This is a genomic window from Rhizobium sp. HT1-10, assembly GCF_049472505.1.
In the GTDB taxonomy this organism is placed as follows: Bacteria; Pseudomonadota; Alphaproteobacteria; order Rhizobiales; family Rhizobiaceae; genus Rhizobium.
Genome location: NZ_JBCEBQ010000011.1, coordinates 29,404 through 53,436, shown reverse-complemented (window position 1 = coordinate 53,436; position 24,033 = coordinate 29,404). Strand labels below are relative to the sequence as shown.

Below are 24,033 nucleotides of genomic sequence, written 5' to 3'. Positions count from 1 at the left end.
GATGCGCGACATCATGGGTATGATGGGCAAGGTCAAGGAAATGCAGTCCAAGATGGAGAAGATGCAGGCGGAAATGTCTGACATCCATGCGGAAGGCAAGTCTGGCGGCGGTCTCGTGACCGTGACGCTGAACGGCAAGGGCGAAATGGTCTCGCTGAAGATCGATCCTTCGCTGTTCGAGGAAGACGACGTCGAGATCCTCGAAGACCTCGTTGTCGCCGCCCACACCGATGCCAAGGGCAAGGCCGAAGCCATCGTCGCCGAAAAGACCAAGGAACTGACCGCCGGCCTGCCGATCCCTCCCGGCTTCAAGATGCCTTTCTGAGACGAGAAACCGTCCAGTAAGACGGTTGATTGAGGCAAGCGGGTTGCAGGCAGCCTGGAATGTTGTTTTGCCGGCTAATAAGCTGCCGTTCACACGCGCCTGGCGCTGCGCTTTACGCTTGCGCTTCTAGCGCCGCCTTGAGCTGGAAATGCAGCGGCGTCGCCAGATAGCGCTCGCGGTCCTCCGGTGACAGTTTGCGGCCGTAGGTCTTCATCATCTCGGGCATGGTGACCCGCGCACCTGCAAACGGCTGGTACTCCACCTCTGCTCCGGCCGACAATGTGGCCGCCTGCAGCACCCGGCAATAGATGCCGGGCAGCCCCGACTTGGTGTAGCGCTTGACGAATTTCGGATCCCCCATCTTGGCCGCGAAGGTGGCGCAGGGAATGCGCGCCGAGGTGACTTCGAGCAGCAGGTCGCCGACAACAAACCGGTCGCCGACGGCCACGGTGGCATTGTCTAGACCTTCGATGACGATGTTTTCGCCGAACGCGCCCGGCGCCAGTTCCTGGCCGAGTTCGCGGGCCCACCAGTCGAGCGTCACCGATCCCTCGACATAAACGGCCTGGTCGAGGCCGCCATGGTGCTTGAGATTGCAGACGGCATCCCCAACTAAGCCGTTGGCATCGACCATGACAGTCCCCGACACCGCGTGCTTGTTGATGCCGGTCTTGTAGCTCTTGCCCGGCAATTTTTCGGGGTTGCCGACGCAAACAGCGAGAATTTTCATGGGATGGTGGCTCCTGACGCGATTCCGTTTCTCTTACATATGGTCTAAGAACGCCCCATGGCAAAGCGAGTCACCGGCCCGGAAATCGAAAAACTGATCCAGCTTCTGGCCAAGGTGCCGGGTCTCGGGCCGCGCTCGGCGCGCCGCGCGGCGCTGCACCTGATCAAGAAGAAGGACCAACTGCTGGGCCCGCTGTCGAACGCGATGGGCGAGGCCTATGACAAGGTCAAGATCTGCTCCCATTGCGGCAATGTCGACACCGTCGATCCCTGCACCGTCTGCACCGACGACCGCCGCGACCAGGCGGTGATCATCGTCGTCGAGGATGTTGCCGATCTCTGGGCGCTGGAGCGGGCCGCCGCAATGAACACAGCCTACCATGTCCTCGGCGGCACGCTCTCGCCGCTCGATGGCGTCGGGCCGGACGATCTCAACATTCGTGGCCTGGTGGCGCGCGTCGCCGAAGGCGGCATCCGCGAGATCATCATCGCCGTCAACGCCACGGTCGAGGGCCAGACGACAGCCCACTACATCACCGACCAGCTCTCCGGCCTCGAGGTGCGGATAACCCGGCTGGCCCATGGTGTGCCGGTGGGTGGCGAGCTCGACTATCTCGACGAAGGCACGCTGACGGCAGCATTGAGGGCGAGGACGCTGATATGATGGATAGATCGACGATGCGGATGCATACCCCCCTCTGTCACTGCGTGACATCTCCCCCACAAGGGGGGAGATCGGGAGCCCTGGGCGACCCCTTCCAATCTTTGGGCACTGTTTCAGGCTTGGCGAGATCCATCCGCTATTGGTTTGGCAAAGAGCCCGCCGCCAATCTCCCCCCTTGTGGGGGAGATGTCACCGGAGGTGACAGAGGGGGGTACTCCCGGCAGCTTCTGAGCCTTGCCGCCCTCCTCCTCACCCTCGTCCCCCTTCCCGCCTTCGCCGCACCATCGAAGGCCGATGTCGAAGCGCAATTCCAGACCTGGGTGAAGACACAGATCTTCCCCGAGGCGAAGAAGGCAGGCGTGTCCGAGAAGACGCTGAATGCCGCCTTCGCCGGCGTCCAGTTGAACTGGAACCTGCCCGATCTCACGCCCCCCGGCTTCCCGCCGGTCAAGCAGCGGCCGCAGAGCCAGGCGGAGTTCTCCTCGCCCGCTCCCTATTTCAACAATGACCGCCTGCAGCGGCTGGCCGTCACGGGCCGTGGCTTTGCCTCGCAATATGCGTCGACCCTGAAGCGCATCGAGAAGACCTACGGCGTGCCTGGTTCAATCGTGCTCGCCATCTGGGGCCGCGAGACCGGCTTCGGCGCTGCGACCCTGAAGAATTCGGCGATTGCCATTCTTGCCACCGACGCCTTCATGTCGACCCGCAAGGAGATGTTCCGTAGCGAGCTCATCACCGCGCTCGGCATTCTCGAGCATGGCGACATCGGCCCCGACCAATTCAAGGGCTCCTACGCCGGCGCGCTCGGACAACCGCAGTTCATGCCGTCGAGCTACATCAAATACGCCGTCGATTTCGACGGCGACGGCCGTCGCAACATCTGGACGTCGGTGCCGGACACCCTCGCCTCGATTGCCAACTATCTCGTGCAGAAGGGCTGGCAGCGCGGCCGTGGCTGGGGTTACGAGGCGAGCATTCCCGCAGCGGTCTCCTGCGCCCAGGAAGGCCCCGATCTCGCACGCCCGATCTCGAAGTGGGCCGCCGATGGCATCACCCGCGTGAACGGCAGCGCCTTCCCGTCAGCCGAGCTGAAGGCGTCGGGCATGATGCTGGTTCCGGCCGGCCGCGATGGCCCGGCCTTCATCGTCACCCCTAATTTCTACGTCATCAAGGAGTACAACAACTCCGATCTCTATGCGCTGTACATCGGCGATCTCGCCGACCGCATCGCCGACAACGCGGGTCCGTTCAAGGGGCCGTGGGGCGATGTCGGCAAGATGCTGCGCTCGGATGTCGCCGCCATGCAGAAGGCGCTGCAGCACAAGGGCTACGACGTCGGCGGCACCGACGGGTTGCCCGGCTACAAGACCAGGCGCTCGATCGGCCAGTGGCAGGCAAAAGCGGGCGAGCAACCCACCTGCTATCCCGAGGCAAGAATGATGGGTGTGCTTAAATAGCCGGCGATGATTGCAGACCTTGCAATTTGGTAAAAACGGGGCTATATCGCATTCAAATTCTTGATCGTCTGATGAAGGGTGGGCCGCGAGGACCCGCTCTTTTTTATTAGCTCGAGCATGGAATACCAAATTTTCCAGGAGCGCATGCTTGTCGGACCTGACACCAGCAGAAGACCCCAACGAACCCCGCCTGATCGTCGAAACCGGTTTGGACCAGCGCGTCGCCGCGATCATTGAACCTGTTATCGTCGACCTCGGCTACCGCCTCGTGCGCGTCCGGCTGATGAACCAGAACGGCGCGACGCTGCAGATCATGGCCGAGCGGCCTGATGGCACGATGAACGTTCAGGATTGCGAAGCCGTATCCCAGGCCGTTTCTCCCGCTTTGGATGTGGATGATCCGATCGATAAGGCGTATCATCTGGAAGTGTCGTCGCCGGGTATCGATCGCCCCATGGTGCGCAAGTCGGATTTCAGCCGCTGGCAGGGCAACCTCGTCAAGGTGGAAACCTCGATCCTGGTCGACAACCGCAAGCGCTTCCGCGGCAAGATCATTGCTGTGGATGCCGATGGCTTTACCATCGAACGTGACCAGCCGGCCTATGGCGAAGATCCCAAGGTCGTCATTCCGTTCACCACGCTGGCCGAAGCAAAGCTTATTCTGACGGACGATCTCATTCGTGATGCGCTGAAGGCCGACAAGATGGCCAAGGCAGCGAACCAGAACGAACAAGAAGAAGACGAAGATACTTCACCGATAGACTAACCGCCCACGGGACGGGAACCCGGGCAGGAAGACGGAGAAATTAATATGGCAGTCAGTGCGAACCGCCTGGAACTTCTGCAGATCGCAGATGCCGTGGCGCGCGAAAAGGTCATCGATCGCGAGATCGTTCTTGCCGCAATGGCAGACGCGATCCAGAAGGCCGCGCGCTCCCGTTACGGTTCGGAATCGAACATTCGCGCAGACATCAACCCGAAGACCGGCGAGATCCGTCTGCAGCGCCTGCTCGAAGTGGTCGAAGTGGCCGAAGACTACGCGATCCACATCCCGCTGGAACTCGCCCGCGACCGCAACCCGGATGCAGCCCTCGGCGACTTCATTGCCGATCCGCTGCCACCGATGGATTTCGGCCGTATCGCAGCCCAGTCTGCCAAGCAGGTCATCGTCCAGAAGGTCCGCGAAGCCGAGCGTGATCGCCAGTACGACGAGTTCAAGGAACGCGTCGGCGAAATCATCAACGGCACCGTCAAGCGTGTCGAGTATGGCAACGTCATCGTCGATCTCGGCCGTGGCGAAGGCATCATCCGTCGCGACGAGATGATCCCGCGCGAAAACTTCCGCTACGGCGACCGCGTCCGCGCCTTCGTCTACGATGTGCGCCGCGAACAGCGCGGTCCGCAGATCTTCCTGTCGCGTACCCATCCGCAGTTCATGGTGAAGCTGTTCACCATGGAAGTGCCGGAAATCTACGACGGCATCATCCAGGTGAAGTCGGTTGCCCGCGATCCGGGCTCGCGCGCCAAGATCGCCGTCATCTCGAACGATTCGTCGATCGATCCGGTCGGCGCTTGCGTCGGTATGCGCGGTTCGCGCGTCCAGGCGGTGGTTGCCGAACTTCAGGGCGAAAAGATCGACATCATTCCGTGGAGCCAGGAGCCTGCGACCTTCGTCGTCAACGCCCTGCAGCCAGCCGAAGTCACCAAGGTCGTGCTCGATGAAGATGCCGAGCGCATCGAAGTCGTGGTGCCGGACGAACAGCTGTCGCTGGCCATCGGCCGCCGCGGCCAGAACGTTCGCCTTGCCTCGCAGCTGACCGGCTGGGACATCGACATCATGACGGAAGCCGAGGAATCGGAGCGCCGCCAGAAGGAATTCAACGAGCGCACCACCCTGTTCATGGATGCGCTCGACGTCGACGAGATGGTCGGCCAGGTGCTTGCCTCCGAAGGCTTTGCCCAGGTCGAGGAACTTGCTTTCGTCGACCTCGAGGAAATCGCCTCGATCGACGGCTTCGACGAAGAAACGGCCCAGGAAATCCAGCAGCGTGCGCGCGAATTCATCGAGCGCAACGAAGCCGAGATGGACGAGAAGCGCAAGACGCTCGGCGTTGCCGACGAACTGCTGCAGATCAACGGCATGACCGCGCCGATGATGGTGGCTCTGGGCGAAGACGGCATCAAGACGCTGGAAGACTTCGCCGGCTGCGCATCGGACGATCTGGTCGGCTGGACGGAACGCAAGAACGGCGAGACCAAGAAATTCGAAGGCCTGTTCTCCAAGCTGGAAGTGTCGCGCGTCGAAGCAGAACATATGGTCATCCAGGCACGCCTCGCCGTCGGCTGGATCACCGAAGACGAAGCAACTGTCCAGCTTGCAGAAGTCGCTGAAGCCGAGCCTGAAGCAGAGGCAGAAGCCGACGCCGAGCAGGGAGCATGACCTCCGCAGTCCAACAGGATGTTGCGCTGGACGACGACGATGTACCGACCGAAGAAAAAAACGGCCGGATGTGCATCGTCACCCGCGAAAGCGGTGACTTGGACGACCTGATCCGGTTCGTCGCCGCGCCTGACGGCACGGTCGTACCGGATCTGAAGCGGCAATTGCCGGGACGCGGCTGCTGGGTCAAGCTTGACCGGGCGACGGTCGACAAGGCGGTGGCAAAGAAGCTCTTTGCCCGCGCCCTGAAGGCAGACGTAAAGGCGTCGGACGATCTCGGCGCAACGGTCGAGCGGCTGCTGAAAATGCAGCTTGCCGGCATGATGCACATGGCCCGCAAGGCCAGCCAGTTTATCAACGGCTCGTCGAAGGTCGACGGGGCGATCAGATCAGGCGGCGCAATTGCCGTCTACCACGCCGCGGACGCAGCCGATGATGGCGTCCGGAAAATCGACCAGGCCCGCAAGGCCTGGCACCTCGGAATGGAAACCGAGAGTGAAATACCATCTTCCCGTCCCTTTACGGAGGCGGAAATGGACGAACTGATGGGCCAGAACGCTTTTATCCATGCCTGCGCGCTTGCAGGGCAGGCGGGTGAAGGTGTAGTGAAACGCGCAAACCTGCTCGAACGGTACCGCAACGGCGGTCAGTCCCGGGCAACGGGCGCCGCTGGCCAGCTAAAACAATGACGCGGACATCGGTGAACGCCGGACGCATCGTTAAGGTACATCGAATTAAAGACAGGGTCTGATGGTAGTCATCCGCCCTGTCCGAAGGAACAGGACCGGAATGACTGACAACAACGACGACAAGACACTGAACGCATCGGCTAAGAAGACCCTCACGCTGAAACCATCGGGCGTGAACCAGGGTACCGTGCGTCAGGATATGGGTCGAGGTCGCACCAAAGCGGTTGTGGTCGAAACCCGCAAACGCCGCCCGCTTCGCCCGGAAGACGACAAGCAGGTGATCACGCCAGTTACGGCCCCTGCCCCGGCCGCCGCCGCGCGCGTCGAGGCTGCCCCGCAGCCTGCAGCTCGTCCTGCCCAGCCGCAGATACAGACTCGCGTCAACCAGCCGAGCGGCATCGCACCGCGCGCCCAGCCCGCAGCCCCGGCTTACCAGCCGCGTCCGCAGCAGGATCGCCCTTCGCGCCCGGTCGTGCTCAACCACCTGTCGCCGGATGAAATGGATGCTCGTCGTCGTGCGCTTGCCGATGCGCAGGCCCGTGACGCCGCAGACGCCATCCGCCGTGCCGAAGAAGAAGCACGCCGCAAGATCGAAGACGAAAAGCGCCGCATCGAAGACGAAGCGGAAGCCGTTCGCCGCGCTGCAGACCTCGCCGCACGCGGTCCGGAAATTGCAGCCGCCGAAGCCGCAGCTGCTGCTGCTGCTGAGGAAGCTGCTCGCGTCGAGGCTGCCAAGCCGCAGCCTGTCGCAGCACCGCTGGTTCGCCGCGCCGATGCCGGTGCACCGGCTGCCCGTCCTGCTGCCGGCGACGTTGCCGGCCGCCGCAAGCCGCTTGGCGAAGAAGAAGAGAACCGCGGACCGCCGCGCACTGCCGTTATCCGCGGCAAGGTCGTTCGCGTCGAGCCGCCGAAGACACCGGCTCGTCCGAAGACCGAGGAAGAACGCCGTCGCGGCAAGCTGACGGTCACGACCGCCAATGTCGACGACGATGGCACGGGTCGCGGTCGTTCGCTGTCGGCCATGCGCCGCCGCCAGGAAAAATTCCGTCGCGGCCAGATGCAGGAAACCCGTGAAAAGGTCCTGCGCGAAGTGATCCTGCCGGAAACCATCACAATCCAGGAACTCGCACAGCGCATGTCTGAGCGCGCCGTCGACGTCATCAAGTTCCTGATGAAGGAAGGCCAGATGATGAAGCCGGGCGACGTCATCGACGCCGATCTGGCTGAACTGATCGCGGTCGAATTCGGCCACACCGTCAAGCGCGTGTCGGAGTCCGACGTCGAACTAGGCCTGTTCAACGGCGCCCAGGAAGACGAAGAGATGGTCTCGCGTCCGCCGGTCGTCACCATCATGGGTCACGTCGACCACGGCAAGACCTCGCTGCTCGATGCTATCAGAAAGACCAGCGTTGTGTCTGGCGAAGCTGGCGGCATCACTCAGCATATCGGTGCCTACCAGGTCGAACAGAATGGCCAGAAGATCACCTTCATCGACACCCCGGGCCACGCGGCGTTCACCGCCATGCGTGCCCGTGGCGCCCAGGCCACCGACATCGCCATCCTGGTGGTCGCGGCCGACGACAGCGTCATGCCGCAGACGATCGAATCCATCGCCCATGCGAAAGCTGCCGGCGTGCCGATCATCGTTGCCATCAACAAGGTCGACAAGCACGAGGCCGATCCGCAGAAGGTTCGCAACCAGCTGCTGCAGCATGACGTGTTCGTGGAAACCATGGGCGGTGAAGTGCTCGACGTCGAAGTTTCGGCCAAGACCGGCCTCAACCTCGACAAGCTGCTCGAAGCCGTGCTGCTGCAGTCGGAAATTCTCGACCTCAAGGCAAACCCGTCGCGTCCCGCCGAAGGTACGGTCATCGAAGCCCAGCTCGACCGTGGTCGCGGCTCAGTTGCGACCGTTCTCGTCCAGAAGGGCACGCTGCGCCCCGGCCAGATCATCGTTGCCGGCGATCAGTGGGGCCGCGTCCGCGCGCTCGTCAACGACAAGGGCGAGCAGGTCAAGGAAGCCGGTCCGGCAACCCCGGTCGAAGTCCTCGGCCTCTCCGGTACGCCGTCTGCCGGTGATCGCTTCGCGATCGTCGACAGCGAAAGCCGTGCCCGCGAGATCTCCGAATACCGTCAGCGCCTCACCCGCGACAAGGCCGCTGCCCGTCAGTCCGGTCAGCGCGGCTCGCTGGAACAGATGATGACGTTGCTTCAGAACAACGTACTCAAGGAATTCCCGCTGGTCATCAAGGGCGACGTGCAGGGTTCGATCGAAGCCATCAACGGCGCGCTCGACAAGCTCGGCACCGAGGAAGTCAGGGCTCGCATCGTCCATTCGGGCGCTGGTGCCATCACGGAATCGGATGTCTCGCTGGCTGAAGCCTCGGGTGCTGCGATCATCGGCTTCAATGTCCGTGCCAATGCCCAGGCCCGTGCGTTCGCCGAGCGCGAAGGCATCGAGATCCGCTACTACAGCATCATCTACGATCTCGTCGACGACGTGAAGCAGGCGATGTCCGGCCTCCTGTCGCCGGAACGCCGCGAAACCTTCATCGGCAACGCCGAGATCCTCGAGGTGTTCAACATCACCAAGACGGGCAAGGTCGCGGGTTGCCGCGTCACCGAAGGCAAGGTCGAGCGTGGAGCTGGCGTCCGCCTTATCCGCGACAACGTCGTTGTCCACGAAGGCAAGCTCAAGACGCTCAAGCGCTTCAAGGACGAAGTCTCCGACGTGCCGATGGGCCAGGAGTGCGGCATGGCCTTCGAGAACTACGAAGACATGCGTGCCGGCGACGTCATCGAGTGCTTCCGCGTCGAGCACATCACGCGCACGCTCTGATCCTTCGCCGGATCACATCACGATATCCAAACCGCCGGAGCAATCCGGCGGTTTTTTGTTGATATTAAACGGCGAACAGTCGAAAGCTGCGCGACATCGTCTTCAAGGCTTCTGATATGCTCGCATCACCGCTGTCGCAGGACGACCGTTTCACCCTGTCCTACATCCGCCAGCCCGTTGAAGAGGCCGAAGTCATCCATGGCTCGGTCGCAAGACTGGGTCGGCCGCTGGACAGAACCGGCGGCATGGCCGGCTGGTACCTGATGATCGGCATCCTCGGCGGCGCCGCACTTTCGCTTTTTCTCAACATCTACCGCAGCCTCATCCTGGTGCCGACCTTCGGCCTGACGCCGCTGATCGATGTCTCCAACCTGATGCTCATCTGCTCCATCCCCTGCCTCGGGGTCTATGTGATGGTGAGCCTTTCGCTTCGTCGCGAGGCCTATGCCCAGCGCGTCGCCATGGCCCGGCGCGTCCGACCAGATGCCACAGTGACGGTCACCGTTTCGCCCGAGGCGATTGCCTGGGAGCGGCCGGGTGCCGTCACGCGACTTGCTTGGTCGGAGGTGACCGATATCGCGGAGCACGAAGGCCGCATCGAGTTCGACAGCGATGCCACGGTCCACTACATCCCGGCCCACGCCTTCCACAATAAGCAGGAACAGGCGGCCGTGCTTGGTCGCATTCGCAACCTCTGGCAGCCGCCTGCCCCAGCCAAGCCTTGACCTTTTGCTGATATCAGGGCATTGGAACCGCTTTATAGCGTCCCTTTGGACGCGCTGATGGAAACACCATGACCAGACCCACTACATCCGCGCCCTCGCAGCGCATGCTTCGCGTTGGCGAACAGGTCCGCGGCGCCATCACCCAGGTGCTGCAGCGCGGCGAAGTGCGCGAGCCCGTTCTCGAGCGTACCGTGATTGCCATTTCGGAAGTGCGCATGTCGCCGGACCTGAAGGTGGCCACCGCCTATGTGTCGCCGCTCGGCGTCGCCGACCACGACACGATCATCGAACTGCTCAACAAGCATGCCAAATATATACGCGGCCGCGTCGGACCTTTGCTGCGCCAGCTGAAGTACATGCCGGAAATCCGCTTCAAGGACGATACCAGCTTCGACAATTACAAGAAGATCGACGATCTCTTGAAGTCGCCGGAAGTCCAGCGCGACCTCGGCCCCGATTCTGACGACACCCAATCATAGTAGAGACCGATGTCCAGACCTAGAAAACCCAAGGGCCGCCCGGTTTCCGGCTGGCTGATCCTCGACAAGCCGATCGACTTCGGTTCGACCGAGGCTGTCTCGAAGATCAAGTGGCTGTTCAACGCCCAGAAGGCCGGACACGCCGGAACCTTGGATCCACTGGCCTCGGGCATGCTGCCGATCGCGCTCGGCGACGCCACCAAGACCGTGCCCTACGTCATGGACGGCCGCAAGATCTATGAGTTCACGGTCACCTGGGGCGAAGAGCGAGCCACCGACGATCTCGAGGGCGAAGTCACCCAGAGCTCGGACAGCCGTCCCACCGAGGAGGCCATCCGCGCCCTGCTGCCGAACTACACCGGCGTCATCAACCAGATCCCGCCACAGTTCTCGGCCATCAAGATATCAGGCGAACGCGCCTACGATCTTGCCCGCGAAGGCGAAACCGTCGACATTCCGTCGCGCGAAGTCGAGATCTTCCGGCTGACGCTGCTCGACTGCTCGGACGCCGACACCGCCCATTTCGAAGTCGAATGCGGCAAGGGCACCTATGTCCGGGCGCTTGCCCGCGACTTCGGCCGCGATCTCGGCTGCTACGGCCACGTCTCCGGCCTGCGCCGCACCTTCGTGGCGCCTTTTGCCGAAGAAACGATGGTGCCGCTGGCAGAGCTGGTGGCGCTGGAAGCGATCGAGGACCAGGACGAGCGGCTGGCCGCACTGGATGCCTTCATGATCGACACCGCCGAGGCCCTCTCCTCGCTGCCGCATCTAGCCATCACCGACGACCAGGCCCACCGCCTGAAGATGGGCAATCCCATCCTCGTCCGCGGTCGCGATGCACCAGTTGCCGAGAGCGAGGCCTATGCCACCGCGCGCGGGAAACTCATCGCCATCGGCGAGATCGGCGAAGGCGAATTCCGGCCGAAGCGGGTCTTTGTATAGCCATTGCCATAAACGGCTGTGACCACGTCGTCGCCGGGCTCCAAGGGCCCGCCGGCAAAGCCGCATTCTACCCTGCGACAAGCAATTTTTAAGAGCCAGCCCGCCGAGAGCAATTCTCCGCAGGCTGGCGGAGCACTAAATCAGACCCTGTTTCGCCCATGAGGGCCCTTGACTGTGCCGACGCAAGTCTTACCCCAAAACATGTCCAGAAATGAGCGCGCCCGGTGCCGCCAGGCTGGGCCAAATTGCATTGCAAATACTCTGTGCATCAGTTTACCTGTTGGCCGGCAGAGGGCCAATTTTGGGGAAAAACATGAAGACTATTGTACGGACGGGCATTGCAGCCGTGATCTTCTCGGCGGCGTTCATCGCATCGAACAGCGCGGCCTTTGCATGGGGCTGCATCGCTGTCTCCGAGGAAGGCAGCTATGGATACAGCTATAGCTACAACAACGAATCCTCGGCTCGTGAAAAGGCGCTCAACGAATGCGCCAAGCACACGACCACGGAATCCACCTGCGAAATCACCTCGTGCGACGACGACTCCTGATAGCGAAAATCCCGGCGTCCGTTGGCGACAGCCGGCGGACCCGGCCTTTGGGGCGACGGCTTGATCGCAGGGCGGTAGTTGAAGTCCGTCCGCCTCGCTCAGCAGCTTTTTGAGGCAGTTCTTCCCTGCCCTCGCTAGACATCATTCGGGGGCTCAGACTTAAGGTGCTCGCCGCCTAGCGCACCCTATTGACGGCTAAGGTCATTGCTCGGCATCTGCGTGCCTTTTCAGGCGCATGCTACCCAAGATCGCACTTGTCAACCTCCCGTTAACTGTCGCAAAGGTAGAGTGCCGACGGGCATGACGCCTCCTTGGATTTCAGGTCACCCACGTCCTTCGGTTGGCCGGTCACGCAGTTCTCGGGGGAGAGCGTCGCCTTGGCAACCATTTCAAGCAGTTCAACGGCGCTGTCTCTTCTTCAACTGGCAGCAGGAACACCAGTAACCGCGACGACAATTGCGGTGCAGCGCGCAGCTGACACGATCGCCTCTCTTGCGAGCGGTCACGCTCAGATTGGCAAGGTCACCGTCAACCGCCAGCCAAGTCCTGGCGAGTCAAAAGTCGCCGAGGCGATGTTCGGCGTCAACCATCCCAGTATCACCAAGCAGAAGCTGGATATCATCGACAAGACAGCCAAGGCGCTAGGCGTCAACCAGGACGATTACGCCTCAAGAGAAGACTTCGTTGATGCCTTGCAAAAAGCATTCGGACGGCTAAAGATCGATGGGGGAGACGCCGCCGTCCATGGCCTGGAGAAAGAACTCGGTCTCGACAAGCTCGGCGTTTCGCTGCAGGACGTCATCGACAGCGCCAGGGATCCCGAAGCCAACGACAAGCTGACGAAAGCCCTGAAGAAGAAGGCTGGCGTGTTTGGCGACGATACCGATGGCAATGACATGTCGCCATCGCTTCCGGGTGCCGGCGGCGACATCGGGTTTTACGGTCGAGCCAGCCGGTAACGCATGCCAGCGGCGAGACGCCAGATACCCATCGAGCCAGCATCCACCTCCCTCTTCCCTTCCCCCCCCAAATAGTCTATAGGCACCGGCAGCATTGGGCTTGCCCATTTGCTTTCGCGGCCAAAGCTGGACGACATCCCGGCTTTTGGCGACTTCTTCCTCTTCATCGAAAGGACCATCCGATGTCGATTACTGCTGAGCGCAAAGCCGCTCTCATCAAGGAATACGCAACTGTTGAAGGCGACACCGGTTCTCCGGAAGTCCAGGTTGCGATCCTGACCGAACGGATCAACAATCTGACCGGCCATTTCAAGGACCACAAGAAGGATAACCATTCCCGCCGTGGTCTGCTGACGATGGTTTCGAGCCGCCGTTCGCTGCTCGACTATCTGAAGAAGAAGGACGTATCCCGCTACAGCAAGCTGATTGCTGCTCTCGGCATCCGTCGTTAACATTGCACGGCGGGCGTTCCTGACGGGACGCCCGCCGGACTTTTATGACCGGGTCGCACTGACCCACATCCCTCTCCTGCCGCGCCACGATACGATCCGTGCGACAGGCTAGGGCGGCGAACCGGATGGGCCGGCTTCGCCAAGACATAAACCGTTGACCTGTCATGGGGCAGGATTGCCGGACGCTTTCGCCAGGACCCTTGGTCCCGGCCGTCTTCAAGGCCCAAGGCCTGAAGACGCAATGCCGGACATGATCGTTTCAGTCGCCGCAAGGCGGAACGGAACGCCGGAAAAAGCCTCCCGCTGTCTTGCCCGTGATCTGTCACACAATGCGGTCGACGATGCGCCTTGCCGAAACCGGCGACGGCGCGTTTTCCCGCATCAGGCAAGGACTATAATATGTTCGATACGCACACAGTGGAAATCGAGTGGGCAGGCCGCCCGCTGAAGCTCGAAACCGGCAAGATCGCCCGTCAGGCTGACGGCGCAGTTCTCGCCACCTACGGCGAAACAGTGGTTCTCGCCACCGTCGTTTCGGCCAAGTCGCCGAAGCCGGGCCAGGACTTCTTCCCGCTGACCGTCAACTACCAGGAAAAGACCTACGCAGCCGGCAAGATCCCCGGCGGCTATTTCAAACGCGAAGGTCGTCCGTCCGAGAAGGAAACGCTGGTTTCCCGCCTCATCGACCGCCCGATCCGCCCGCTGTTTCCTGAAGGCTACAAGAACGACACCCAGGTCGTCGTAACCGTCGTCCAGCACGACCTCGAGAACGATCCCGATATCCTCGCCATGGTCGCCACCTCCGCTGCCCTGACGCTGTCCGGCGTTCCCTTCATGGGCCCGATCGGCGGCGCGCGCGTCGGCTACATCAACGGCGAATACGTTCTGAACCCGCATCTCGACGAGATGGACGAGTCGGTTCTCGACCTCGTCGTTGCCGGCACCCAGGAAGCCGTGCTGATGGTCGAATCGGAAGCCAAGGAACTCTCCGAAGAAATCATGCTCGGCGCCGTCATGTTCGGCCACCGCGGTTTCCAGCCGGTCATCGACGCGATCATCAAGCTCGCTGAAGTCGCCGCCAAGGAAGCCCGCGATTTCCACCCGGAAGACCATTCGGAACTCGAAGCCGAAATGCTGAAGCATTTCGAAGCCGAGCTTCGCGAAGGCTACAAGATCACCCAGAAGGCTGATCGCTACGCCGCCGTCGACGCCGTCAAGGCCAAGGTCAAGGCTCACTACTTCCCTGAGGGCGTTGAGCCGAAGTATTCCGCCGAAGTCATCGGCGCCGTCTTCAAGCACCTGCAGGCGAAGATCGTCCGTTGGAACATCCTCGACACCAAGAGCCGCATCGACGGCCGCGATCTGTCGACCGTTCGTCCGATCGTCTCGGAAGTCGGCCTGCTGCCGCGCACCCACGGTTCTGCCCTGTTCACCCGCGGCGAAACCCAGGCGATCGTCGTTGCCACGCTCGGCACCGGTGAAGACGAACAGTATGTCGACAGCCTGACCGGCATGTACAAGGAACGCTTCCTTCTGCATTACAACTTCCCTCCCTACTCGGTTGGCGAAACCGGCCGCATGGGTTCGCCTGGCCGCCGCGAAATCGGCCACGGCAAGCTTGCATGGCGCGCCATTCGTCCGATGCTGCCGACGGCTGAGCAGTTCCCCTACACGCTGCGCGTCGTCTCCGAGATCACCGAGTCCAACGGCTCGTCCTCGATGGCAACCGTCTGCGGCACTTCGCTGGCGCTGATGGATGCCGGCGTTCCGCTCGGCCGCCCCGTTGCCGGTATCGCCATGGGCCTGATCAAGGAAGATGACCGCTTTGCCGTCCTCTCCGACATCCTCGGCGACGAAGATCATCTCGGCGACATGGACTTCAAGGTAGCCGGCACGGAAGGTGGCATCACCGCCCTGCAGATGGACATCAAGATCGAAGGCATCACCGAAGAGATCATGAACGTCGCGCTGAACCAGGCGAAGGACGGTCGTCTCCACATCCTCGGCGAAATGTCCAACGCCATCTCCGAAGGCCGCGGCCAGCTCGGCGAATTCGCTCCGCGCATCGAAGTCATGCAGATCCCGGTCGACAAGATCCGTGAAGTCATCGGCTCCGGCGGCAAGGTCATCCGCGAAATCGTCGAAAAGACCGGCGCCAAGATCAACATCGAAGACGATGGCACGATCAAGATCGCGTCTTCTTCCGGCAAGGAAATCGAAGCGGCCCGCAAGTGGATCCACTCGATCGTTGCCGAGCCTGAAATCAACCAGATCTACGAAGGCACGGTCGTCAAGACCGCCGACTTCGGCGCTTTCGTCAACTTCTTCGGCGCACGCGACGGCCTGGTGCATATTTCGCAGCTCGCCGGCGACCGCGTTGCCAAGACGACCGACGTCGTCAAGGAAGGCCAGAAGGTCTGGGTCAAGCTGCTCGGCTTCGACGAGCGCGGCAAGGTCCGCCTGTCGATGAAGGTCGTCGACCAGGCCACCGGCCAGGAAATCGTTGGCGAAAAGAAGGATGCAGCAGCCGAATAAGCTGCGCCTTCGCATGCATCTCCGGGGCGCGGGACAAGTTCCGCGCCCCTTTTCTATCCGCCTTTGACACGAGATAAGCCATGAGCCGCGACGCCCTGAAGACCCTGTTCCATCCCTTTGCATTCGCCACCGTGGCAGCACCCGGCGAAGGCGAACGCTTATTGTTTCTCGGCGCCGAGGCCGGCTTCGCGCTACCGCCCGAGTTTCTGGCAACGCTGACCGCAGTCCAGGGCTTCCGCCCGCTCTATCGCCAGCTGCAGGCGGCCCGCATCGAAGCGACGCCCGACATCGAAGGCACCGATTACGACGGCGCGCTCGTCCTCTGCACCAAGCACAAGGGCGAGAACGAGGCCAACATCGCCGAAGCGCTGGCCCGCGTGAAGCTCGGCGGCCTGATCCTGGTTGCCGGCGGCAAGGAAGACGGCATCGCCTCGCTGCGCAAGCGCATCGAGGGCCTCGGCCTCGCGCTCGACCACATGCCGAAATATCATGGCGTCGCCTTCTGGTTCGGCCGCCCGGAAGAGACTGCCCCGATGCTTGCCAAGCTGCAAAAGCCCGCCACGCGCATCGACGGACGCTTCACCACCGCGCCGGGGATGTTCTCGCATGAGCGCATCGACGCCGGCTCAGAGCTCCTGGCTTCCCGCCTGCCCACCGACTTCACCGGCGATGTCGCAGATTTCGGCGCGGGCTGGGGATATCTTGCCGTCGAAATGGGAACCCGCTCGCCCCGTCTCGGCCGGATCGACCTCTACGAGGCCGACCACGCCGCCCTCGAAGCGGCCAAAGCCAATCTCGCCGCCAACATCCCGAACATCGCCGCTCGCTTCTTCTGGCACGATCTTGTCGGAGAATCCGTTCGCGACAAATACGACCTGGTCATCATGAACCCGCCCTTCCACGAGGGCCACGCCGCCGAACCTTCGCTCGGACAGGCCCTGATCAAGACGGCGGCGACCGCCATCCGCAGTGGTGGACGGCTGCTGCTGGTCGCCAACCGCGGCCTGCCCTATGAACCGGTCTTGGCGGGATTGTTCAAGCACAGCGGCGAGACCTGCCGCAATGCGCGCTTCAAGGTTTTGTGGGCAAGCAAATAGGCTTCGTTAGCGCACAATCTGTTACTAAAGTTGAAGTAGCTAATTATAAGCTCGACAACTGTTGATACCGAAGACTATCTTTTGGCGACAAAAATTTAACGCCTAACGCCAGAAGATAAATGTCTAATGAAAGAATCAACGATGAGTTGATGACCGTTGCCGGTGTGGGCTCCACACTGGCATCTTTCGCCGAGGGCTATGGTATCGATATAATTCCGATCTGCAGGGCGCTCCACATCCACCCGGACGACCTGCAGAGCCTCACAGCCCGCATCAGCCTCGATCGAATGTGCCGGCTGTTCGAGACCTGTGCCTTGATGGCCGATGACGAAAGCTTAGCCCTCAAATACGCGGCGACATTCACCCTCGGCTCAAGCGGCCCGTTCGGCTATGGGATGATGACCGCGCCGACGGTGCGCCATTTCTTGCAGTTTCTCGCGGACCATCTGGCCTTCGCGTCGCAGGCCCGCAGCGTCCGGCTCGACATCGGCGAGATTGACGCGGTCCTGTCCTGGACCCTGTCTCCGCTGGTGGCCAAGCGTGACCAGTATGTCGACCTCATCGTCGCGCTCCACCTGCGCCACCTGCGCGCCATAATCGGCACGGTAGAGGCAACGGTGGCTGTCGGCCTGCAGCGACCACGCCCGCGGCATACAGCCCTCTTCCGCCAGCAGATCAGCCGCCAGATTTCGTTTGGCATGCCCGTCAACAGCCTGCACGTGCCAGCGCGGCTGCTTGACCACCCCAATCCGCAGGGAGACGAGACGCTGTTCAAGCTGATGGACATTCAGCTTCGCGCCCTCCAGTCCGACATGGCGATCGATGAGGAGGCATTCGTCGACCAGGTGCGCCGGTACATCCGGCAGCGGATCGCCGAGCCGACGCTGGCGCTTGATCGAATCTCCGCCTATTTCGGGCTGTCCGAACGGACCTTCCAACGCCGACTTGCCGACCACGGGACGACGCTCAACGAACTGCGAGACGAGGAACGACGGCGGCTTGGACTGGCATTGCTTCGCGATAGCAGCCTGTCGATCGCCGCCATCGCCTATCGTCTGGGCTATTCGGCGCCGAGTGCTTTCACCCGATCGGTTTACCGCTGGTATGGCGCCGCGCCCAAGGCCGTTCGCCAGGGCCCGCAGGGTGACGCGGAGCGCTCTGCGCAACGTCTCAATGAGAAATCTTGACGCTTTTCTGTAAAACGGCAAATGATAGGCCGCTAAGGGGCTGGCGAGGAACGGCACGCCGCGCCTGAAGATAAATTTATGGCGTGCAGCGTTAAAGACAGCTACCGACGACCGTAGTAGGCAACGGTCTCAGCATTGGTTGTCACGTGCACCTTTTCTAGCGGCATCTGAACAGCCTGTCTTCCTGCACCCTTGATTAGCGATCCGCCATGCACAAGCTTAAGATATCGACGGACGGCAAACGTCCGGCGATAGAGTTGTCTTCCCTGGAAAAAGATGTGCTTCAGTTGATCTCGGAAGGTTGCCGCGGCGAGGACATTTGCGAAACGCTTGGGCTGTCCCATAGGGAAGTCGACAAGCTCATGAAGGACGTCGAAGAGAGGCTGGGGGCGAAAAACCGGCTTCACGCCGTCACGATCGCGGTCCTCAACGGCCACATAACGATCGGGCCAGAGAACCCTGTTTACGGGTGACCTCGTCCATGAAAGCTGCGGCAGCTCTGGAAAGAAGATAAGGCTCTGAAAAAATCGGGGCCGATGCAAAACCGCGCCGGCCCCTTGGAGGATGTCAGTCGATTTCCGCACGTGTCAGCGTTTCGAGCGTCGGCATCGAGGTAATGTTGTAGCCGGAATCGACGTGGTGGATTTCACCCGTGACGCCAGCCGAAAGATCGGACAGCAGATAGAGTGCCGAACTACCGACATTGTCGATGGTGACGGTCTTGCGCAGCGGTGAGTTGTGCTGGTTCCACGACAGGATAGCCCGGGCGTCTGCAATGCCGGCACCGGCAAGCGTGCGGATCGGGCCCGCCGAGATGGCGTTGACGCGAATGCCGCGTGGACCGTAATCAGCAGCCAAATAGCGCACCGAAGCCTCAAGCGCGGCCTTGGCGACGCCCATGACGTTGTAGTTCGGAATAACGCGCGAGGAGCCGTTATAGGTTAGCGTCAGCATGCTGCCGCCTTCGGTCATCAGCCCGGCAATGCGCTTGGCGATTTCCGTGAAGGAGAAGCAGGAGATCACCATGGTGCGCGAGAAATTTTCGCGCGTGGTGTTGGCGTAGAGACCCTTGAGCTCGTTCTTGTCGGAAAAGCCGATGGCGTGGACGACGAAGTCGACGCTGCCCCAGCGGCTCTTGAGGGCATCGATGACACCATCGACCGATGCGACATCCTCAACATCGCAGGGCAGAACGAAATCGGACCCCAGTTCGGCGGCCAGCGGCTTGACCCGCTTGCCCAGCGCATCTCCCTGGTAGGTGAAGGCCAGTTCCGCGCCTTGGGCCGCCAGCGCCTTGGAAATACCCCAGGCGATGGAGTGATTGTTTGCGACACCCATGATGAGGCCGCGCTTACCCTGCATAATTCCGGTCATTGATTTATCCGTTATGGCGCTGGAACACGAGCGTAGCGTTGGTCCCGCCGAAGCCGAAGGAGTTGGAAAGCACCGTATCCATCCGGGCGTTGTCGATGCGCTTGCGCACGATCGGCACACCGGCAAATTCCGGGTCGAGTTCAGTGATATGGGCACTCTCGCCGATGAAGCGCTCCTGCATCATCAGGATCGAATAGATCGATTCCTGGACGCCGGCAGCGCCCAGCGAATGGCCGGTCTGCGACTTGGTGGACTGGATCGGCGGGATCTTGTCGCCGAACACTTCGCGGATGGCGCCGATTTCCTTGCTGTCGCCGACCGGTGTCGATGTGCCGTGGGTATTGATGTAGTCGACGTCGCCGTCAACCGTCTTCAACGCCTGGCGCATGCAGCGGATAGCGCCCTCGCCCGACGGTGCGACCATGTCGTAGCCGTCAGAAGTGGCACCATAGCCGGTGATTTCGCAATAGATCTTGGCGCCGCGCGCCTTGGCATGCTCCAGCTCTTCGAGCACCAGCACACCAGCACCGCCGGCAATGACGAAGCCGTCGCGGCTGACGTCGTAGGCGCGCGAGGCGGTCGACGGGGTGTCGTTGTACTTCGATGACATGGCGCCCATAGCATCGAACAGGTTCGACATCGTCCAGTCGAGATCCTCATGGCCACCGGCGAACATCACGTCCTGCTTGCCCCACTGGATCATTTCCATGGCATTGCCGATGCAATGGGCCGAGGTCGAGCAGGCGGACGAGATCGAGTAGTTGACGCCGTGGATCTTGAACCAGGTGGCAAGCGTCGCCGACGCCGTCGACGACATGGCCTTCGGAACGGCAAATGGGCCGATGCGCTTCGGGCTGTTGTTCTTGATGGTGATGTCGGCAGCCTCGATCAGCGTGCGGGTCGATGGTCCGCCCGAACCCATGATGATGCCGGTGCGCTCGTTGCCGCCGATATCGGACTCCTCGAGGCCTGAATCGGCGATCGCCTGCTTCATCGCGACATGATTCCACGCACCGCCCTGGCTGAGGAAGCGCATGGCGCGGCGATCGACCAGCTCGGTCGGATCGAGCGACGGCTTGCCCCAGACATGGCATTTGAAGCCATGTTCGGCAAAGTCCGGCGAAAACGAAATGCCGGACTTGGTCTCGCGCAGCGAGGCGGTGACTTCGGCGGCATCGTTTCCGATGGAAGAGACAATACCAAGACCTGTGACTACGACCCGTCTCATGTGTTGGACCTTTTCGTTGATGTCGAATTGCGTGGATGCATAGAGGATCTGCGCCTAAACGCCAATCACTCAGCTTTGTCCTTGGAAAGGCCGACCCGAAGGTCGCTTGCCCTGTAAATTTCCTCGCCGTCGGCCTTCATCCAGCCATCGGCTGTGCCGAGCACCATCCGCCCGCGCATGACGCGCTTGAAATCGATGCCATACTCCAGCAGCTTGGTGGTCGGCCGAACCATTCCCTTGAATTTTACTTCTCCCGTGGACAGCGCCATGCCGCGTCCGGGCTCGCCGAGCCAGCCGAGGAAGAAGCCCGTCAACTGCCACATGCCATCAAGGCCGAGGCAGCCGGGCATGATCGGATTGCCGGCGAAGTGGCACGGGAAATACCAGTCATCCGGGCGCACGTCATATTCGGCGCGCACATAACCCTTGTCGAAGGCGCCGCCTGTCTCTGAGATGTCGGTTATGCGATGCACCATCAGCATCGGCGGCAGCGGCAATTGCGCATTGCCCGGACCGAACAGCTCGCCGCGCGCGCAGCTCAGGATTTCCTCGTAGTTGAAGCTGGATGGTTTCGTCGTCATAAAAATCCGTTTCCCCCGCATGAATGCCGATGGAGAGTGAGGTTAGTGTAAGATCGGCGGAAAATGAAGCGTTAGCATTGCCTACTGCATTCCGGCCACCGATAGGGCACGTTTCACCTTTATGTGGTGGTCGCATACAGGAACCCCAAGGCCGCTGAAAGAGGCAAATGGCGTAAAAGCCCGACAATGCGGCTTTTTGCCCGTCATTGTCCCCACCGAAACTATTGAAAGCGCGCAACGCAAAAGATATATGATACAGTCAAGAATAGTCGGAAGAACGGCTTTGGAGTTTTGAATGGCTGATACAGCCGAGTTGGCGATAGAGACCAGACTGCGCATGGCGGGCCTCAGGCCGACACGGCAGCGCGTAGCCTTGGGCGACCTGCTGTTTGCCAAGGGCGACCGCCATCTGACGGTCGAGGAACTGCACGAGGAAGCCGTCGCCGCCAAGGTGCCGGTGTCTCTGGCCACAGTGTACAACACCCTGCATCAGTTTACCGAAGCCGGCCTGATCCGCGTGCTGGCAGTCGAGAGCGCTCGCACCTATTTCGACACCAACGTCTCCGATCACCACCACTTCTTCGTCGAAGGCCATAACGAAGTGCTGGATATACCGATCAACAATCTGCTGATCGACAATCTGCCGGAACCGCCTGAAGGCATGGAAATTGCCCATGTCGACGTCGTCATCCGCCTGCGGCCCATGCAGCGCTAGGCGCTGGGCAACCAATCACATGACGTCATCCGGATGGCGACCCGGCCTCGGCCGGTATCCAGGAATGGTCCAGCCGAACCAGAGCGCACCGCCACGCACCACGAAGGCGGCCGTTACCCCAAGCGCCGAAGCCAAAAATAGCGGCATCGCCGTGGCATTGGCGGCGACGAAGACGCAGGCACCGATCAGCGCCGCTGTCACATAGATTTCCGGCCGCAGCAGCACCGATGGTTCATTGCTGATCATATCGCGCAGGATGCCGCCGAAAGTGGCGGTCAGCGTGCCGGTCACGATGGCAACCGTTGGCGAGCCCGTGGCCGCCAGGCCCTTGGCAGCCCCCATGACACAATAGGCAGCCAGCCCCACCGCATCGAGCCAGATCAGCAGCCGGTAGCGCGATTCGAACAGATGCGCGGTAAAATAGACGATGACGCCGATCACGCAGCAAACCAGGATGTAGGTCGGGTTGAGCACCCAGAACACCGGCAGCCGGCCGAGCACGATGTCGCGAAGCGTTCCGCCGCCGATCCCGGTGACGGCTGCCAGGAACAGGAAGCCAATGATGTCAAGCTGCTTGCGGGAGGCGGACAGCGCGCCGGTGGCGGCAAAGACGGCAACGCCGGCATAATCGAGGAACGACAGTAGCGACATGAATGGCCCCACGAAAAGATCGGCTGCAAAGCCGCAATGGATCATGGAGGCAAGGGCGGCGCAAGCGGGGAGGCCTAACTGTAGCGCATGCGCCGCGACGGAGTGACGTCGGCGGCCGTTTTTGCGAGGTCTATTCGGTGAAATTGCTTTTTACTGTGCTTTTGAACATCGTGGCTTTCATCGTCGCGCCCGCTATCGCCAATGCCCAGCAGGCCTTGCTGACAGATCCCGTTGCCTTCGAGAAGGAACACTTCACCAAGCGTTGCGGACCCGACGTCAGCTTCGGCGAGGGTTTCGTGACCCAGCAGGACATCAACAACGACAAGCGTGGCGATATCGTCATCAACGAGGGCGAGATCACCTGCAAGGGTGAAAAAGGCCCCGACTGCACCGACGATGGATGCCCGCACAATTTCTACATCCAGGTCGATACCGGCGGCTATCTGATGATCGCCACGGCGCAGATCTACAGCTACGATTTCATCATGCGTTTTGGAAACATGGTGCTGGTCATGAAGATGCACCCCCGGTTCTGCGACCGCACCGACAGCGAACCCTGCCTGATCACCGTCCGGGTGCGCGGCACGAAATTCACGACCATCTCCAAGAAATAGAGACGGCCGCGCTTCTTAATCCGCGCCGCAAGGCCAGTCGGAAGGCTTGTTCAGCCCCTGGGGCAGCTTGGTCTTGTCGTCGCCGCAGGCAAGGTCGATCTGCGGCTGTAGCAACCCTTTCGCATTGGAAAGGTCCAGCCCGGCGATATTGGTGAGAAACATGAAGGCGCGATCGAAATTCATCGGCGCCTCGAAGGTCACACCGCTAAAATTGGCACGGGAAAGATTGGCGAGCTTGAAGTTCGCGCCCGTTACCACCGCCTTTTCGAAATTCGCCCGCCCCAGCTCGGCCTTCTGGAAGTCCACGCCCGTCAGGTGAGCGCCGGCAAAATTGGCGCGTTGCAATTCGGCGCTGGCAAAGGTGGAGCCATCAGCCGTCACCTTGGCAAAGCCGCTGCGGTAGGCGAGCACACGGTCGAGATCGGCCTTTTTCATGCTCGACCCTGTAAACCAGGCGCGGGTGAGGTTTGCCTTTTCCAGATGCGCGCCGTCTAGATTGGAATCGGAGAGCCCCGTAACGGACAGGTTAGTCCCCGCCAGATTGGCACCCTTGAGATCGCTGTGCTCCAGCATGAGGTTGTTCTTGCTGCACTCGCTCCAGTCGAGCCCTGCCTCGGGCGAAGTCCCGCAATCCGCTGCCCGGGATACCGTCGGGGCCGCGCAGGCTAGACCCACGGCAAGAGCCGCCATTGCAATCGGTGTCGCGCCGCGGCGATGTTCATCGCCGGCGTGCGCGGCACCCCTCGTCCTGTTTCTCAAAGCAAACCGCATCCCGACAGCCATGTTGCACCCATGCCCTTC

25 protein-coding genes are annotated in these 24,033 nt (G+C 61.4%); 19 read left to right on the top strand and 6 right to left on the bottom strand.

Annotated elements, in window-relative coordinates; all coding sequences use genetic code 11:
* Position 1: 1 nt before the first annotated feature.
* The gene (locus tag VH564_RS22325) at positions 2–325 is read left to right on the top strand and encodes a YbaB/EbfC family nucleoid-associated protein (protein ID WP_423342056.1); all 324 of its coding nucleotides are present in this window, start codon (positions 2–4) and stop codon (positions 323–325) included.
* A 112-nt stretch (positions 326–437) separates the two neighbouring features.
* Here the strand turns inward: VH564_RS22325 and VH564_RS22320 are convergent, their stop codons facing one another.
* The gene (locus tag VH564_RS22320) at positions 438–1,055 is read right to left on the bottom strand and encodes an MOSC domain-containing protein (RefSeq protein ID WP_423342055.1); all 618 of its coding nucleotides are present in this window, start codon (positions 1,053–1,055) and stop codon (positions 438–440) included.
* A 57-nt stretch (positions 1,056–1,112) separates the two neighbouring features.
* Here VH564_RS22320 and recR point away from each other — a divergent pair, with 57 nt between their 5' ends.
* The 16 genes from recR to VH564_RS22240 all read left to right on the top strand — a co-directional run bounded on the left by recR (position 1,113) and on the right by VH564_RS22240 (position 18,542).
* Positions 1,113–1,718 carry a recombination mediator RecR gene (recR, locus tag VH564_RS22315; protein WP_423342054.1) on the top strand — a complete coding sequence of 202 codons (606 nt, stop codon included), beginning with the start codon at positions 1,113–1,115 and terminating at the stop codon, positions 1,716–1,718.
* 227 nt (positions 1,719–1,945) lie between these two features.
* Positions 1,946–3,175, top strand: a complete 1,230-nt coding sequence (locus VH564_RS22310; RefSeq protein WP_423342099.1) for a lytic murein transglycosylase — start codon at positions 1,946–1,948, stop codon at positions 3,173–3,175.
* Positions 3,176–3,323: 148 nt separating this feature from the next.
* Positions 3,324–3,941: a ribosome maturation factor RimP gene (gene rimP / locus VH564_RS22305; protein ID WP_423342053.1), complete on the top strand. Its 618-nt coding sequence runs from the start codon at positions 3,324–3,326 to the stop codon at positions 3,939–3,941.
* A 45-nt stretch (positions 3,942–3,986) separates the two neighbouring features.
* Complete coding sequence (nusA, locus tag VH564_RS22300; RefSeq protein WP_423342052.1) at positions 3,987–5,615, top strand: transcription termination factor NusA; 1,629 nt, start codon at positions 3,987–3,989, stop codon at positions 5,613–5,615.
* Positions 5,612–6,304, top strand: coding sequence for an RNA-binding protein (locus tag VH564_RS22295; RefSeq protein ID WP_423342051.1), 693 nt, complete (start codon positions 5,612–5,614; stop codon positions 6,302–6,304). Before nusA ends, VH564_RS22295 begins: the two co-directional genes overlap by 4 nt.
* A 100-nt stretch (positions 6,305–6,404) precedes the next feature.
* Positions 6,405–9,143, top strand: coding sequence for a translation initiation factor IF-2 (infB, locus tag VH564_RS22290; protein ID WP_423342050.1), 2,739 nt, complete (start codon positions 6,405–6,407; stop codon positions 9,141–9,143).
* A 116-nt stretch (positions 9,144–9,259) separates the two neighbouring features.
* Positions 9,260–9,868 (top strand): hypothetical protein, encoded by a 609-nt coding sequence (locus VH564_RS22285; protein WP_423342049.1) that lies wholly within the window; start codon positions 9,260–9,262, stop codon positions 9,866–9,868.
* Positions 9,869–9,936: 68 nt separating this feature from the next.
* Positions 9,937–10,347 (top strand): 30S ribosome-binding factor RbfA, encoded by a 411-nt coding sequence (gene rbfA, locus VH564_RS22280; protein ID WP_423342048.1) that lies wholly within the window; start codon positions 9,937–9,939, stop codon positions 10,345–10,347.
* Positions 10,348–10,356: 9 nt separating this feature from the next.
* Complete coding sequence (gene truB, locus VH564_RS22275; protein ID WP_423342047.1) at positions 10,357–11,289, top strand: tRNA pseudouridine(55) synthase TruB; 933 nt, start codon at positions 10,357–10,359, stop codon at positions 11,287–11,289.
* A 313-nt stretch (positions 11,290–11,602) separates the two neighbouring features.
* Positions 11,603–11,839, top strand: coding sequence for a DUF4189 domain-containing protein (locus VH564_RS22270; protein WP_423342046.1), 237 nt, complete (start codon positions 11,603–11,605; stop codon positions 11,837–11,839).
* Positions 11,840–12,216: 377 nt separating this feature from the next.
* Positions 12,217–12,798, top strand: coding sequence for a hypothetical protein (locus VH564_RS22265; protein WP_423342045.1), 582 nt, complete (start codon positions 12,217–12,219; stop codon positions 12,796–12,798).
* 182 nt (positions 12,799–12,980) lie between these two features.
* Complete coding sequence (gene rpsO, locus VH564_RS22260; protein ID WP_423342044.1) at positions 12,981–13,250, top strand: 30S ribosomal protein S15; 270 nt, start codon at positions 12,981–12,983, stop codon at positions 13,248–13,250.
* A 399-nt stretch (positions 13,251–13,649) separates the two neighbouring features.
* Entirely contained in the window at positions 13,650–15,785 is a 2,136-nt protein-coding gene (gene pnp / locus VH564_RS22255) for a polyribonucleotide nucleotidyltransferase (RefSeq protein ID WP_423342043.1), read from the top strand.
* A gap of 80 nt (positions 15,786–15,865) precedes the next feature.
* Positions 15,866–16,882 carry a class I SAM-dependent methyltransferase gene (locus tag VH564_RS22250; protein ID WP_423342042.1) on the top strand — a complete coding sequence of 339 codons (1,017 nt, stop codon included), beginning with the start codon at positions 15,866–15,868 and terminating at the stop codon, positions 16,880–16,882.
* A gap of 119 nt (positions 16,883–17,001) precedes the next feature.
* Positions 17,002–18,069 (top strand): AraC family transcriptional regulator ligand-binding domain-containing protein, encoded by a 1,068-nt coding sequence (locus VH564_RS22245; RefSeq protein WP_423342041.1) that lies wholly within the window; start codon positions 17,002–17,004, stop codon positions 18,067–18,069.
* Between the two features lie 209 nt (positions 18,070–18,278).
* Complete coding sequence (locus VH564_RS22240) at positions 18,279–18,542, top strand: LuxR C-terminal-related transcriptional regulator (protein WP_423342040.1); 264 nt, start codon at positions 18,279–18,281, stop codon at positions 18,540–18,542.
* A 94-nt stretch (positions 18,543–18,636) separates the two neighbouring features.
* Here the strand turns inward: VH564_RS22240 and fabI are convergent, their stop codons facing one another.
* The 3 genes from fabI to fabA form a co-directional block, all read right to left on the bottom strand.
* The gene (fabI, locus tag VH564_RS22235; protein WP_423342039.1) at positions 18,637–19,443 is read right to left on the bottom strand and encodes an enoyl-ACP reductase FabI; all 807 of its coding nucleotides are present in this window, start codon (positions 19,441–19,443) and stop codon (positions 18,637–18,639) included.
* Between the two features lie 4 nt (positions 19,444–19,447).
* Positions 19,448–20,671: a beta-ketoacyl-ACP synthase I gene (gene fabB, locus VH564_RS22230; RefSeq protein ID WP_423342038.1), complete on the bottom strand. Its 1,224-nt coding sequence runs from the start codon at positions 20,669–20,671 to the stop codon at positions 19,448–19,450.
* Positions 20,672–20,736: 65 nt separating this feature from the next.
* On the bottom strand, positions 20,737–21,252 hold the full coding sequence (gene fabA / locus VH564_RS22225) for a 3-hydroxyacyl-[acyl-carrier-protein] dehydratase FabA (RefSeq protein ID WP_423342037.1): 516 nt from the start codon (positions 21,250–21,252) through the stop codon (positions 20,737–20,739).
* A gap of 295 nt (positions 21,253–21,547) precedes the next feature.
* Between fabA and irrA the strand changes: the two genes are divergently transcribed.
* Positions 21,548–21,967 carry an iron response transcriptional regulator IrrA gene (gene irrA / locus VH564_RS22220; RefSeq protein WP_423342036.1) on the top strand — a complete coding sequence of 140 codons (420 nt, stop codon included), beginning with the start codon at positions 21,548–21,550 and terminating at the stop codon, positions 21,965–21,967.
* A 15-nt stretch (positions 21,968–21,982) separates the two neighbouring features.
* Here the strand turns inward: irrA and VH564_RS22215 are convergent, their stop codons facing one another.
* Positions 21,983–22,618, bottom strand: a complete 636-nt coding sequence (locus VH564_RS22215; protein ID WP_423342035.1) for a trimeric intracellular cation channel family protein — start codon at positions 22,616–22,618, stop codon at positions 21,983–21,985.
* A 137-nt stretch (positions 22,619–22,755) separates the two neighbouring features.
* Between VH564_RS22215 and VH564_RS22210 the strand changes: the two genes are divergently transcribed.
* Entirely contained in the window at positions 22,756–23,232 is a 477-nt protein-coding gene (locus VH564_RS22210) for a hypothetical protein (RefSeq protein ID WP_423342034.1), read from the top strand.
* A 15-nt stretch (positions 23,233–23,247) separates the two neighbouring features.
* Here the strand turns inward: VH564_RS22210 and VH564_RS22205 are convergent, their stop codons facing one another.
* Positions 23,248–23,922, bottom strand: coding sequence for a pentapeptide repeat-containing protein (locus VH564_RS22205; protein ID WP_423342033.1), 675 nt, complete (start codon positions 23,920–23,922; stop codon positions 23,248–23,250).
* Positions 23,923–24,033 lie beyond the last annotated feature (111 nt).